Below are 13972 nucleotides of genomic sequence, written 5' to 3' on the forward strand. Positions count from 1 at the left end.
GCGCCGGGACGGGCACAGCAGCCTGCCGCCCTTCCCTGTCGAGGGGCCGCGCTGGGCGCTGGAAATCCGGGCAAGTCGTGCCCGGAACAGCTTGAACGGTTGCTTTGACAGGGCTCCCTCTTGACTCGGGGGCCCCCTTCGCACACTTGTGGAGCCGCCATGGACCAGTTCTCGGCGCACCTCGACCGCGGGTGGGATCTCGTCCAGCGCGGGGACACGCGCGGAGCAGAGGCGTCGGCCCGGCGGGCGCTCGAGCTCGATCCGAACTCGCCGGAGGCTCACAACCTGCTCGGCTTCGTCGCCGCCCTCGAGGGCGAGGGCGAGGAGGCCATCGAGGCGTACCGCCAGGCGATCGCCCTCGACGACACCTACCTGGAGGCGATGCTCAACGCCGCCGAGGTGTACATCCACCCGCTCGGCGATTTCGACCAGGCGATCGAGATGTGCGACCAGGCGCTCGATCTGGCCGAGGTCGACGAGGAGATCATCGACGCGCTCCTCCTCAAGTTCGACGCGCTCCTCGGCAAGGGCGATCTCGACGAGGCTGCGCAGGTCGCCGCCCGGATCCCCGAGGGCCCCTACGACAACCCGAACCACACCTTCCTCGTGGGCCGCGCCTTCTACGAGATCGGCCAGGCCGACAAGGCCGCCGCGCTCATCGAGGAGGCCGCGCTCAAGGACCCGCGCCACGCCGAGGCCCACTACTACCTCGGGCTCATCCGCGACGAGCGGGGCGACGTCCGCGGGGCGACGCAGGCCTTCCTTCGCTCGCGGGAGCTCGACGTCGAGCTCGGCATGCCGCCCTGGGCGCCGAGCCGCGACGGCTTCATGACGCTCGCCCAGAAGACGATCGCCGCGCTGAACCCCGTGCTCCGGCGCTACGTCGAGGGGGCGGAGCTCTACATCTCCGACGTGCCCGGGATGGAGCTCGTGGCCGAGGGGGTCGATCCCCGCGCGCTGGTCCTCCTCGACGGCCTCAACGCCGACGAGCGCGAGCGGGGGCTCCGCGGCAGCGCGGAGGTCCACCCCTGCGCGCGGGTCTTCGTCTACGCCCTCAACGTCGCGCGCCTCGCGGGCAGCATCGAGGCGCTCGACCGCGAGATCAACCTCGCGCTCGAGCGCGAGATCACCGCGACGTTCCTCGAGGCCGAGCAGAACGAGCGGACCGAGAAAGAGCTGAACTGACGGCCGCGGGCGCTCGCCGCCCGCGGAGCAGACGAGCTCGCGCGCACGGGCTGGAGCGGGCCGCGGGCGCGCTTCGCCGCCGCTTCAGGGCGATCGGTGAGGCGGCTCCCCTCGCGTCGAGGGACCTCGCGCGCCGCGCGGGAGCCCGAGGGCGCCGCCTACTTCCACTTGACGGCGGTGATCTCGGTGCTGATGCCGGGGGACGAGCGGATGACGACGGAGCTCATCAGCCGGTGCACGGCGCCGAGCCCGACGCCGAGCCCCTGACCGGGCATCCTCGGCGTGAGCCGCGCGGAGCTCGACGAGGACGGGCTGCGATCGCTCTTCGGACCGACGTCCTCCAGCAGCGCGATCCGCGGATCCAGGCCGGGGCCGGAGTCGCGCACGATCACCTCGACGCCCCACCGGCCGCCGCCCGCCGCCGCCTCGTCGCGGATCGCGCGGATGCTGATGCTGCCGCCGCCGCCGTGGCGCACCGCGTTCGACACGAGCTCGGCGATCGCGATCGCGAGCTCGTGCTGCGCGCGCTCCGACAGCCCCGCCCAGCGCGCGATCAGCGCGCCCTCCGCCGCGCAGGCGAAGCGATCCTCCTCGCGGGTGACGGGGATGCTGAAGACGGGCGGGGTGCGCTGCGTCACGCCGAGGTCCTGTTGTCGCGGAGCACGGCGACGACGCACGTCGCGTCGTCGAACGACTTCTTGTGGACGTCGACGATCCGGCGCGCCATCACCTCGGGGTCGAGGTCGCGGAACGCCGCGAGATCGAAGCCGCTGGCGATGCCGTCCGAGTGCAGCAGGACGACGTCGCCGGGCGAGATGGGGAAGCGGAAGCTCCGGAGCCGCCGCACGCGACGGCCGAGGATCCCGGCGGAGCAGAAGATCGGCATGGCGGTCCGCGTGATCGCCTTCATCGCGATGTTGCCGACGCCCGAGAACTCGAGCTCGCCCGCGCTCTCGTCGATGCGCAGGAGCGCCGCGGCGGCCCCGCGCGTCGACGCGATGTGCTCTCCGGCCCCGGTCAGGAGGTCCTCGAGCGGCATCGACGCGTGGTCCTCCACGTAGCGACAGAAGGCGGACGCCGCCTGCGCGGCGAGGGGCCCGTGCCCGAGCCCGTCCGCGAGGCCGATCAGCACCCAGGGAGGCTGCCGGACCACCACCGCCTCGTCGCCGGCGACCTCCTCGCCGGCGGCGACGCAGCACGCGGTCCCGATGGCGACCGTCATCCGAGGTACTTCCTGACCGTCACGGTCGTGCCCGCGCCGGGCGCCGTCTTGACGTCGAACGCATCCATGAGCGCCTTCGTTCCGCGGAGGCCCGCGCCCATGCCGTGGCGCGAGCGGTACTTGCCGCTCAGGATCTCCTGCAGGTTCGAGATCCCCGGCCCGTGGTCCTGCGCGATGATCTCGATCGCGCGCATCGGCGAGGTGAGCGAGCGGACGATGATCTGCCCGTTGCCCGCGTACCTGACGATGTTACGCCCGAGCTCGGAGATCGCCGTGACGATCTTCGTCTGCAGGACGTCGCTGACGAGGTGCTCGATGCAGAGCTCGCGGCCCGCGGACCGCGCGCGCAGCACGTCCTCCTCGTTGCGCACGTCGATCGTGATCTCGCGCGGCGCAGGGGCGGCGTGATCGAGCTCACCGAGCTCGGTGATGCACCGATCGAGCTGCGCCTGGTCGCGGACGAACAGCTTCACCCCGCGCTTGACCTCGACGAGCAAGCGCCGGAGATCGCCCTCGCGCGCGTAGAGCGGATCGACCTTCGCCTGCCGGATGCCGCAGTCGATGACGCTCTTCCTCACCGCGGGCGAGAGGAACTGCGCCAGCACCGTCTCGATCTGATCGGTGATCGAGCGGCCGACGATCTGCGGCGTCGGCGGCGCAGGACCGCGCGCCGACTGCGGTGAGCCGGGCATGCGCGTCGAGACCGGCCCGCCCGACCGGCTCGAAGGCGGCCCCGTGGCGCCGCCGCTGGAGGGCGGTCCGTCACGAGGAGGGATCTTCATGCGACACCTCGTTCGTGAGCTCCGGCGGCGTCAGGTCGTCCTCCGCGGACGGCGCGAGCATCTCGACGGCGCGCTCCAGGTTCAGCGCCGTCACGACGCCAGGGATCTCGAGATCCATCTCCACGAGGGCGATCGCGACAGCGGGGCGCAAGCCGCACACCGCCGTCCGCACGCCCATCAGCCGGGCCGTGAGCGCGATGTCACGGATGGCGCGGGTGAGATAGCTGTCGAGAATCTCGACACCGGAGAGGTCGACGATGAGGCCGCGGGGCGATCGCGCTTCGATCGACCCTGTCACGTCGTCGCGTAGCTGCTCGACCTGTCCGTCGGTGAGCCCGCCCTGCACCGAGACGATTAAATTCCCGAAGAGGCCCACGATGGGGACCCTACCCGCTTGCATCAAGTGGACGTCTCCTTCCTCGCGCTGAGCTGGAGCTGTGTCGTGTTCATGGGACCGCTGCCGGACGGGTCGAACGCGGCCTCTGGGCCGCCAGGGGTGAACGCTTGTCCTGCCTGCTTCTCGCCGCCCCTGGCCGCGCCGCGGCGGCCCATGAGGGACGAGAGCGTCGGCTTCTGGCCGGCGAACGCCAGGCTCTCGCGCAGCGCGTGCTTGAGGTTGCGCGCGGCGCGAACGGTGCCGAGGTTGATGCCGAGCTCCACCATCGTCTGCGCGACCGCGGGCCGCACCCCGGTGATGCGGCACCGCGCGCCGAGCAGCTCGACGGCCTTCATGAGCTTCATGAAATGGTCGGCCGTGCGCGTGTCGATCACCTCGACGCCCGTCACGTCGATGATGACGTAGCGCGACTGGCGGCGGACGATCTCGTCGAGCAGCCGCTCCATGATCTGCGCGCTCCTGCGCGAGTCGACGACGCCGATGATCGGCAGCGCGAGGACGTCGTCCCAGAGCTCGAGGATCGGCGTCGAGATCTCGTCGATGGCGTAGCGGAGCCGCTCGACGAGCTCGCTCTTCGCGCTCTCGCTCTCGACGAGGTCGCGGTTCTTGGCCTCGAGATCCTCGATGAGGCGCTTCTTCTCGGTCGCGTCGCGGAAGACAGCGACGGCGCCGGAGATCGACCCGTCCTTGCCCCGCATCGGGCTGGCGCTGACCGTCAGGAACAACCCCGACGCTGGCCCGGCCTCGGCGCGCGGCTCGACGAACGTGGGCGGCACGCGGACCGACCGCGGCTCGACGTCTTCGCCGTTCGACCCCGAGGCGGGCGCGAGGGTCGGCAGCGCGCTGGCCGCCGTGGCCTGAGGCCGGCGGGCGAGCCGCGCGTCCTGCTCGGTGGGCTTCCTGGCGAAGAGCTCCACCTGGTCGACCGTCTCGCCGCGCAGCGCCCGCGCGAGGGGGTGCTCGGAAGCGGGCCAGGGCGTCGCCTGATCCGGGAAGAACAGCGTCGCGTCGCCGGGGCCCTGGCCGTCGCCCGCCGAGACGTCGAGCGGCGCGCGGCCGAGCATGTGCTCCGCCGCCGGGTTGCGCATCAGGAGCTCGCCGCTGTCGTCCACGACGGCGACGCCGTCGGCCATGCTGTCGAGCACGAGCCTGAAGATGCCGGCCTGTCGCCGCAGCTCGTCCTCCGAACGGGCCAGCTGCTCGCTGCGCTCGCGCGCCTCGCGCTCCGCCCTGTCGAGCTCCGCGGCCTGCTCCTTCGCCGCGCGCTCGTGCGCCTCGATCTGCTGCTCGAGCGTAGCGATGCGCTCCGTGAGCCTCGCAACCTCCTGCCGCAGAGCCTCTTCGCTCATCGCGAACTCTCCGTCCTAAGCCCGCGCTCGCCCGGCGGAGCGCCGGGCAGCGCATCTCTCCGGTGCACGGCGCGGCGAATCTTCTTGTCCAACCGCCCGAGATCTGCGCGCCCGGAGGACGAGCCGCGCGAGCCGGACGAAGCGGCCGCGGAGCGCGCGTCGCGCTGCGCCGTCCTGTCCGTCCTTTGCACGCTCGTTACGCCCATGTCTTCTCCTCGCAGGGTGCCCTGTCCCGCCGAACCGGGATCGTGTCCAGCACCAGTCGAGAAACACAGCTTATCGCCAACCGGGCAACCCACCGTCAAGCTTCGCGTCGGCCGTGCATGTCGCTTGTGGCGCCAGCGTGCACACCGCCCAGCCGAGGTAGCCCGTGTCCGCACAACCTCGCCCGTGCCTCGCGTCACAGAGGAGAGCGCCGGCGCGTGCCGCGCTGCATTGCGGTCGAGCCCGGCCGGTTCGCTCCCTGCTTGCTCCTTGATCATTGAAGATGAACGGCGAGAGCGCACGTGGGCCTCCTCGCACGGCGCGCGCTGCGCGGGTGCGCGCTGGAGCTCGCCCGGCGAACGGCGGAGGGCGACCGTCAGTCGCCGAGGCTCTGGCGCTCGCGGGCGCGGCGTCGCTTAGTCTTGCGCTTCGAGTCGGCCGGCCGCTGAGGGTCAGGCCCGCTCTCGCCGGTCGTGGGCGCGCCCGCGTCGAGCCAGCGCCACAGCGCCATCTGGTCGGCCGTCGCGCCGTGGCGGATGGCGCGCTTCAGGATCTTCTTGGCGAGCACCAGCTTGCCGCACCGGGCGAGCGCGTGGGCGTAGCTCGCGGCGATGTCGGCCTCGCCCGTCTGCGCCTCGGTGGCCTGCGCCAGGAGCGGCAGGGCGTCCTGCGGGCGGTTCAGCGCGACGTCGTAGAGGTGACCCAGGTTATGGGCGTACCACGGGTTGTCGGGCGCGATGGCCAGGGCGCGCTCGTAGGCGCGCGCGGCGTAGCGGTAGTTGCCTAGCAGCGACTGCGCCAGGCCGAGCACCGCCCACGCGCCGTCGTCCTCCCCGTGGAACTGCAGCACGCGGCGCGCGAAGAGCGCGGCGCGCCACGGGTCGTGCTCGACGCCCATCTCCGCGAGGTGGCGGTGCGCATAGAGCCACGGCTCGCTCCCGGGCGCCGTCGCGCGGGCCAGCCGCGCGAGCAGCGGGAGGACCCTCTCCGCGTCGAGCTTGTCGGCAAGCGCTCGATCGATGTCCCGTCGAAGCCGGTCGATATCCTCCGCTCCACTGCGCGCCATCCCTTCCGTGATACGACCAGTGGGCGGGCTTGGCTAGCGCGTTGCGCGCCGCCTCGACAGCGTCGCACGCGAGCGCCGACCGACGTACGCCGGCGGGCGGTGTCTGGCGCATGCGCGGACAGCGTGGAACGTCGGCGCGGCGCCTGCGATGGCGATGCCTTGCAGCAGGCCGGCGATGCCTGGCGGCAGGCCGGCGCCTCCTGAAGGCACGCCGGCGTTGCCTGGTGGCAGGCCGGCGCCTCCTGAAGGCACGCCGGCGCGCCGCGCGGTCAGGCGTCCTCCGCCACCTCTTCGGTGCTTGACGTGCGCTCCCGAGCCTGCTCCGCGCGCGCCTCCTTGCCCGCGATCGTCGCGCCGTTCAGCGCCCCGACGACGCGCGCGAGCTCGGCCTTCGGTACGCTGACGAACGCGTTGCGCTCGCGCACCCGGATGCGCCGGATGTCGCCCTTCGCCATCCCCGCGCGCTCGACGAGCACGCGCTGGAAGTCCGCCGCGCGCGCGCCGTCGCGGCGCCCGAGGTTGATGAAGACCTCGACGAACTCGCCCTCGGGCTCGTCGCGCACGGCCGCGGCGCGGGGCGAGTCGCCGGGATCGACGCTCTCGATCTCGACCGCGGGCTCGCCAGGGAGCGAGGGCGCAGGGCCGCTCGCGCGCTCGCGATCGCCGCCGCGCGACGCGGGCGAGCCAGGCGGCGGGGACGGCGGCTCGCCGAGGATCGGCTCGTCGTCGCCCTCCTCCTCGGGCGGCTGCCACATGGTGAAGTCGGCGTGGCGCGAGAACGGCTGCCCCGGCGCGCCGCCGTGAGCCCTGCCCGGCGCGCCGGCGACGCCCGCGACGGCGGGGCCGCGGCGCGCCGACAGCAGCGTCGCGGCGCCCGGCCGCTCGCGCAGGCGCTCGGCCGGGCCGCGGCCCGGCCCGCCCTCGACCCGCGGCGGCTCGATCCGCATCAGCGGCTCCGGGCGCGTGAGCGGCTCGACCGAGACGGGCCCCTCGTCGCGCGCCCTCGTCACCTCGGGCCGGCGCGGCTCGCGTAGCTCATCGCCCGCGGGCGCGTCCGCGCCGCGAGGCCCGCGCCGCCCCTCGTCGCGGCGCAGGCGCAGCGAGCGACGGTCGCGCTCCCGCCCGCGGTCTCGATCAGCGTCTGGCGCGTCTCGAACGGCATCTCGCGCGCTCCCCGCGGCGCGCGCGATCTCGCGCTCGCTGCTGCGCTCCGTCTCGGGCGAGCGCGGATCGACGGAGTCGGCCGCGCGCGGGAGCGCGTCCCGCGCCAGGCGCCCCTCGACCCGCTCGCTCCCGCCGCGCGCCGCGGGCTCGGGCCGGGTCGACGGGACCGCGGCCTCGCGCGCCGCCGGCCGCGGCTGCTGGGCGCGCCGCGCGGCGCTCGCCTCCTCCTGCGCCGTCGGCCGCGCGCCGAGGTGGTCGCGCAGGAGGCCCGCGACGATCGCCTCGGCCTGGTCGTGCGTGAGCAGCCGGCGCGCGAGCGAGAGGTCTTCGGGGTGCGTGCCCTTCGGCAGGAACGCCTCGGCGAGCATCGCGACGAGATCGGCCTCGGCGCGCGTCTTGAGCTCGCCCTCGCTCGGGAGCTGCTTCTCGAGCGGCCGGATCTTGTACGTCAGCCGGAGGATGTAGAGCGGCCCGACGTCCTGCGGCGTGATCAGCGCGATCGCCGTGCCGGTGCGCCCCGCGCGGCCGGTGCGGCCGGTGCGGTGCACGTACGCCTCGGCGTCCTGCGGGAAGTCGTAGTTGATGACGTGCGTGAGGTGCGAGATGTCGATCCCGCGCGCGGCCACGTCGGTGGCGACGAGGAAGCGCAGGCGCCCCTCGCGCGTGGCGCTCATCACCTTCTCGCGATCGGACTGCGGCAGATCGCCGTTCAGCCAGTCGGCGTCGTAGCCCTGGCGCTTCAGCGCCGCGGCGACCGCCTCGGTCTCGTCCTTCGTGTTGCAGAAGACGACAGCGTTCTCGGGGTTCTCCACCTCGATGATGCGGATGAGCGCGGCGTGCTTGTCGCCCGTGACGAGGTAGACGTAGTGCTGGATCTGGAGGGCGCCGACCGCGTCGCCCGAGAGGGTGACGAACTCGGGCGAGCGCAGCTTGCTGCGCGCGATGCGCTCGATGTCGGGCGGGAGCGTCGCCGAGAACAGGAGCGTCTGTCGCTCCGGCGGCAGCTCGGCCAGGATCGCGGTGAGCTCGCGCTCGAAGCCCATCGAGAGCATCTCGTCGCACTCGTCGAGCACGAGCAGCCGGATGTGCTTGGCGACGATCGTCCCGCGCCGCAGGTGGTCGAGCACGCGTCCCGGCGTGCCGACGATCACCTGCGCGCCCGCGGCGAGCGCGTCGATCTGGCGCTGCATCGGCGCGCCGCCGTAGACGGCGACCACCTTGATGCCCTTGCGCTTGCCGAGGCGGTCGATCTCCGCGGAGACCTGGAGCGCGAGCTCGCGCGTCGGGCACAGCGCGAGCACCTGCGCCTGCGCGAGCGAGCGCTTGACGGCGTGGTCGACGATCGGGAGCCCGAAGGCCGCCGTCTTGCCGGTGCCCGTGCGCGCCTGCACCACCGCGTCGCGCCCGCGCGTGACCGGCTCCCACACGGCGAGCTGCACCGGCGTCGGGTGGACGTAGCCAATCTCCGCGAGCGTCTCGCGCAGCTCGGACGACAGGGGCAGCACATCGAAGGTGGGCGGCGGCTGGGGCTTTTCGCCGGTCTGCGCTTCACCCGCCACTGCGGCAGGGGGAGAAGGAACGGTCATGTCGGTCATATCGTCCTGCGTGATCGCCGCGTCGGGGGATTATCTCGGGGATACGGGCCCAAGCTGGCCATCGACAATCGCCCGGACCCGGCGCCGCAGCGGAGCCAGATCGCCTGCCTCGCGCCGCGCTGCGTGCTCCTCCGCATAGCGGAGCCGCTCGATGGCGTCGAGAGCGCGCTCGTCCTCCGCTGAGCCCCGGCACGAGACGGCGACTCCGTCCCGGTAGGTCCACTCCGGGGCGAGCTTGCTCCGGAACCGGGCGAGGGCGGCGTCCTCCCCGTCGGTCCCGGGCGCGGCGTCCCTGGCGCGCTCGACGGCGCGGACGAGCGCCAGCAGGCCCTCCTGGCAGCTCCCGTAGGGCGACGGGATGACCGGCAGGAAGAAGACCTGCCGGATGATCTGGAGGGTGCACGCCACGATGATGAGCGCGGCGACGCTGTAGTAAGCGATCTGGGCAATGCGGCGGCCGAGGGCGCGAGGCCCGCGGCGCCGCCCGCGGGGCGCTCGCGCGTCGGTCCCTGGCGAGGCCGAGGCAGGGGCGATGGGCGCGGGAGCTTGGGCGGGCATGAGAGCGGCGATTCCTTCGGCGGGCGGTGTTGCTCGGGCGCTTGCGCGGCGGGCGAGCCCCTCTTCCTTATCTCTCGCGAGCCGTGGAGCTTCGGGGCCGGGGGCAGCCGCCGCGGGTCGGGGCCCGCTTCCGCGGTCCCTTCCGTGCGGGCCAGTGCTATCACCTCGCCGCGGGCGCGACGAGATGCTGTTGGACCGGAGCAGCGCGAGGTGACCGAGACGACCGCAGCCCTCCGCGCCCCCCGCCGCGCCGCGGCGGCGCTCTCCGCGCTGGCCCTCGCCGGGCTGTCGCCGGCCGCGTCGGCCCAGCCGCTCCAGGACAACGCGTACGCCCTCGATCTCTTCCAGGGGCCGATCCTCGCGCCGCTGCGTGTGACCGGGATCGCAGGCGCGTACGCCGGCTACGCCGAGGGGATCGCCGGGATGGTGGCCAACGCCGCGGCGCCCGCGGTCCGCGAGCCCTTCAGCTTTCGCTGGCTGGAGTGGGACGTCGCCGCGTCGATCTCGATCCCCATCGAGCTCTTCGCGAACAACGACTTCGACAACAGCGGCGCCATCGACCTCGATTACTCGAACTTCGTGTACATGACGCTCGGCGGTCAGCTCCAGGCGGGCGATTTCGGCGTCGGGGTCAACGCGGAGCTGCAGCGGTACACGCTCATGGACGCCGTCGGCGGCGAGACCACCGTCGTGACCGGCAAGTACCATTTCCTCGGCGGAGTCCGCCTGCTCGGCGACGCGCTCGTGCTGGGCGCCGGCGCGCGCGCGGTGACGCTCGGCCTCGGCGCCGAGCAGACCGACCTGACGATCGCGGGCATCTCGCCGGAGGTCGGCGTGCTCATCCGGCCCGACTGGGCGTCGTACCGGCTCGGCGCCACGTTCCGGCTGCCGGTGAACGGAGGGAGGTTGCTCGGCGAGGGCGTGGTCGTGGATCGAGGGGTCCGGCGCGCCGGCGGGCTGATCTTGCCGAACGAGGTCGTCCTTCCCTGGGAGATCGAGCTCGGGCTCGCCGTGCAGGTCGGCCCGCGCCCGCTCAACCCGGCGTGGATCAACCCGCGCGATCAGGAGCGGGAGCTCCGCGAGACGATCGCGCGCCGGCGATCCGAGCGGGAAGCGCGGCGGGAGTTCGAGCTCCGCGCGATCGCGGATCCGGAGGAGCGCGCCGCGCGCGAGCGCGCCTTCTCGGCGGAGCGGGCGCGCGAGCGCGCCGCGGACGAGCGGGAGCTCGCCGCGGGGCCGGACCTCCTCGAGCGGGAGCGTCGCGCGCGTTACTGGAACTGGCCACGCGAGCACCTGCTCATCACCGCGGAGCTCCTCGTCACGGGCGCCGTGGCGAACGGGGTGAGCCTGGAGCACTTCCTGGCGCAGAACCGGCCGGGCAGCGATCGCGGCGACCCGACGTCGGGCGCGCACGTGAGCTTCTCGCCGCGGTTCGGGATCGAGACGGAGCCGATCCCCGGCCGCGTGCACACGCGGTTCGGCAGCTACTACGAGCCGAACCGCTTCGGGCGCCTGGGGAGCGGGCGCGTGGGGCGGCAGCACTTCACGTTCGGCGCGGACCTCCGCGTGCTGTCGACGACCTTCTGGGGGCTGTTCCCCGAGGTCGCGTACACGCTGCAGGCGTCGATGGACTTCGCGCCCCGCTACGACAGCGTGAGCGCCGGCATCGGCGTCTGGCACTGAGCGCCGCGCGCCTGCGGCTCGCCCGTCGCCGCGCCGCCGCTCACGCGGAGAGCGGGCCGCGGCGGTGCTCGGCGAGGAGCACGCGCAGGTGGCTCAGCCGGGCCGGGTCGCGCTTCCCGAACTCGTCGAGCGCCACGGCGACCGCGACCGGGGCGCCGCCGCGGGGCTCCTTCCGGAGCGCCCTCGCCGCCAGCGCGAGCGCGCGCGGGCGCAGCACCTCCTCGATGCGGAGCCGCACGGGCGGCGGCCGCCGCGCGGCGTCCCGGTAGCCCCCCGGCCGCGCGGGCTCCGCGAGCGGCGCGAGGCCGTCCGCCTTGGCCTGCAGCGCCGAGAGGATCTCGCGCTCGAGCGCGCTGCCCTCCTCGCGGTCGCTGGCGCGCTCGATCGTGAAGACCGTGTGGGGGGCGCCGCGCCGCGCGACGCCGAGCCAGTCCTTGCGCCAGCGCACCGCCGTGGCCCGGCTGATGGTCGCCTCGCCGCGCGCGACGAGGCCCGTGAAGGCGCTGAGCATCAGCACCTCGAACGGCGAGAACGCGTCGCCGCCCTTCGCCCCCGCGATGCGCGAGAGGTTCGCGGCGACGACGGGGAGCCCCGCCTCGATCGCGTCCGAGGAGCAGAAGAGCGTCGAGCCCGCGCTCGTCGGCTCGAACTCCTCGAGGCACACGCCCTCGCCGGCGCCGTACCACCCGAACAGCGTGCTCACGGTGCCCCAGCGCGCGCCGTCGGCGGAGCAGTACGCCCACGTGGTGCCCCAGAGCTCGAACAGCGAGCGCACGATCCACCGCGAGAGCTTCACGCTGAGCGCCAGGATCGCGGCGAACAGCGCCGCGCCCGCGAGGGAGCTCTCCGCGGACTCGGCCAGGCCCGTCAGGAGCAGCACGTAGAGCGCCGTGTACGCCAGCAGCAGGCAGCTCGTGACCGCGCTCAGGAACAGCTCGATCTTCGGCGACGCGCCGTGCTGCTCGGATCGGCGCCACACGGCGCGGTGAGGCGGCGCGCCGCAGCGCGCGCAGGGATCCGCGGCGCCGCATCGCCGCCGCTTTCCGCAGCCGAGACAGATGTCGTTCGGGGGCAACCGGCTTGGCATCGGTGATCCAGAATAGTGCCGCATCCGCGTTCCGTCGCCACGACTTGGCCCGCCGCGCGGTCGCCGCGCCCACGGTTTCGCACACGTGCGCAGGCCTGGACCGCGCCCCCCCGGCTTCGGGCTTGTCGTCGCGCGCTGGACATCGCATCGAATCGCGCATGCCCCGTCCCCGGCTCTGCATGGTCGCTCTCCGCACCCTCGCCTTCCTCGCCCTGCATCAAGGGATAGCGCTCGCGCAGCCGGCGCCCCCGCCGGCTCAGCAGCCTCAGCGGCGACCCGGGCAGCAGCCCCCCGCGGCGGCGACGGCGGCAGCCCCGACGGCGGCGCCCGCGACCACGCCGGCGCTGCAGCGCATCGAGGTCAACGACCCGGCGCTCGCGCCCGTCCCGCCGCCGGCGCGCACGCTCACGAGCTGGAACGAGGCGCGCGCGATCATCGATCAGCGCTCGGTCGACCTCGTCATCGCCGTGCAGGAGGTCGCCCGCGCCGAGGGCATCGCGCGGCGGGCGCTCGCCGCGGCGCTGCCGAGCCTCGACGCGAGGGGCAGCCTCACCCACCGCCTGGCGGGCGACCAGACCACGGTGGGCGTACCCGCGGACCCGGATCCGACGGCCCCGAGCACCTCGCGATCCGATCTCTTTCCGACCAGCGCCTCGGCGTCGCTGACGCTCAGCCAGCCGATCCTCGCCCCGCGCGCCTGGTACGGCATCGGCACCGCCAACCTGTCGGTCGAGGTCGCCAAGCTGAGCCTGGAGGATCGCCGCCGCATCACGATCGGCGCTGTCGCGGACGCCGTCGTCTCGATCGTCACGGCCGAGCGGGTCAGCGAGGTCAACCGCGTCGGGCTGCGGAGCGCGCTCGAGCGGCTCGAGCTCACGCGGCGGCGCGAGCGCCTCGGCACCGGCACGAAGCTCGACGTCGTGCGCGCGGAGCAGGACGTCGCGCTCGCCCGCGCGACGCTCGTCACCGGCGACGAGGCGCTGCGCAAGGCGCGCGAGGCGCTCGGGGCGGTGCTGGGCGAGCGCGGCGAGGTCGGCGTCCCGCAGACCTTCTCGCTCAACGGGATCGCGGCGGAGATGCAGTCGCAATGCGCCCAGGGGCGCTCGGATCAGCGCGCCGATGTCCGCGCGGCCCGGGCCGAGCTGGAGATCGCCGAGCGCAACCTCACCGACGCGAAGCTCGCGTTCGCCCCGTACGCCGAGCTGTCGAGCACGCTGCAGGCCCAGACCGCGTTCGGGAACGATCAGGGGATCAGCTCGCGATCGTGGGAGTGGTCCATCAGCGCCGTCCTCACCATCCCCATCTGGGACGGCGGCGCTCGTTACGGCGATCTCCGGGTGAACCGCGCGCTGGTCGAGCAGCAGCGGGCGCGCATCGGCCTGGCGGAGCGCGCGGCCGAGCTCGATACGTCGCAGGCGGTGCGGGGCGTCGCGGTCGCCGAGCAGTCGCGGGCGGTCTCCGAGCAGGCGCGCGACCTCGCGCGCGAGACTGCGCGCCTCACGCAGGTCGCGTTCGAGGCCGGCACCGTGACGAGCTTCGATCTTGTCGAGTCCGGCCGCAGGCAGCGCGAGGCCGAGATCGATCTCGCGGTGCAGGAGTTCGAGGTGGTCAGGGCGAAGATCACGGCGCTGCTCGCGTCCGCCTCGTGCAAGTGATGCACGCGGCGGCGGGCGCGGCCAC

General features: G+C 73.7%; 12 protein-coding genes. 3 read left to right on the forward strand and 9 right to left on the reverse strand.

Annotation, left to right across the window (positions count from 1 at the left end; genetic code table 11):
• Positions 1-159 precede the first annotated feature (159 nt).
• Positions 160-1185 carry a tetratricopeptide repeat protein gene (locus WMF42_RS18190; RefSeq protein WP_061612651.1) on the forward strand — a complete coding sequence of 342 codons (1026 nt, stop codon included), beginning with the start codon at positions 160-162 and terminating at the stop codon, positions 1183-1185.
• Between the two features lie 158 nt (positions 1186-1343).
• On the opposite strand, the gene WMF42_RS18195 is transcribed toward WMF42_RS18190, so the two are convergent.
• From WMF42_RS18195 to WMF42_RS18230, 8 genes are all read right to left on the reverse strand, one after another.
• Positions 1344-1823, reverse strand: coding sequence for an ATP-binding protein (locus WMF42_RS18195; protein WP_233562580.1), 480 nt, complete (start codon positions 1821-1823; stop codon positions 1344-1346).
• A complete protein-coding gene (locus WMF42_RS18200) occupies positions 1820-2407 on the reverse strand; it encodes a SpoIIE family protein phosphatase (RefSeq protein ID WP_061612649.1) in 588 nt (195 codons plus the stop codon). The genes WMF42_RS18195 and WMF42_RS18200 overlap by 4 nt, the downstream gene beginning before the upstream one ends.
• Positions 2404-3189 carry an anti-sigma regulatory factor gene (locus tag WMF42_RS18205; protein ID WP_233562579.1) on the reverse strand — a complete coding sequence of 262 codons (786 nt, stop codon included), beginning with the start codon at positions 3187-3189 and terminating at the stop codon, positions 2404-2406. The genes WMF42_RS18200 and WMF42_RS18205 overlap by 4 nt, the downstream gene beginning before the upstream one ends.
• Positions 3170-3565: an STAS domain-containing protein gene (locus tag WMF42_RS18210; protein WP_233562578.1), complete on the reverse strand. Its 396-nt coding sequence runs from the start codon at positions 3563-3565 to the stop codon at positions 3170-3172. The genes WMF42_RS18205 and WMF42_RS18210 overlap by 20 nt, the downstream gene beginning before the upstream one ends.
• A 23-nt stretch (positions 3566-3588) precedes the next feature.
• Positions 3589-4935, reverse strand: coding sequence for an STAS domain-containing protein (locus WMF42_RS18215; RefSeq protein ID WP_437693346.1), 1347 nt, complete (start codon positions 4933-4935; stop codon positions 3589-3591).
• 580 nt (positions 4936-5515) lie between these two features.
• Positions 5516-6205, reverse strand: coding sequence for a tetratricopeptide repeat protein (locus WMF42_RS18220; protein ID WP_061612645.1), 690 nt, complete (start codon positions 6203-6205; stop codon positions 5516-5518).
• Positions 6206-6474: 269 nt separating this feature from the next.
• A complete protein-coding gene (locus tag WMF42_RS18225) occupies positions 6475-8955 on the reverse strand; it encodes a DEAD/DEAH box helicase (protein WP_437693347.1) in 2481 nt (826 codons plus the stop codon).
• A gap of 39 nt (positions 8956-8994) precedes the next feature.
• Positions 8995-9522 (reverse strand): hypothetical protein, encoded by a 528-nt coding sequence (locus tag WMF42_RS18230; protein WP_061610615.1) that lies wholly within the window; start codon positions 9520-9522, stop codon positions 8995-8997.
• 210 nt (positions 9523-9732) lie between these two features.
• Here WMF42_RS18230 and WMF42_RS18235 point away from each other — a divergent pair, with 210 nt between their 5' ends.
• A complete protein-coding gene (locus WMF42_RS18235; RefSeq protein ID WP_061610616.1) occupies positions 9733-11205 on the forward strand; it encodes a hypothetical protein in 1473 nt (490 codons plus the stop codon).
• Positions 11206-11245: 40 nt separating this feature from the next.
• Here the strand turns inward: WMF42_RS18235 and WMF42_RS18240 are convergent, their stop codons facing one another.
• Positions 11246-12184, reverse strand: a complete 939-nt coding sequence (locus WMF42_RS18240; protein WP_233562058.1) for a hypothetical protein — start codon at positions 12182-12184, stop codon at positions 11246-11248.
• Between the two features lie 266 nt (positions 12185-12450).
• On the opposite strand from WMF42_RS18240, the gene WMF42_RS18245 reads away from it, so the two are divergent.
• Complete coding sequence (locus WMF42_RS18245) at positions 12451-13947, forward strand: TolC family protein (RefSeq protein WP_061610618.1); 1497 nt, start codon at positions 12451-12453, stop codon at positions 13945-13947.
• The last annotated feature ends 25 nt before the right edge of the window (positions 13948-13972 follow it).

This window comes from Sorangium sp. So ce176, from assembly GCF_051519835.1.
GTDB classification, from domain to species: Bacteria; Myxococcota_A; Polyangia; order Polyangiales; family Polyangiaceae; genus Sorangium; species Sorangium cellulosum_G.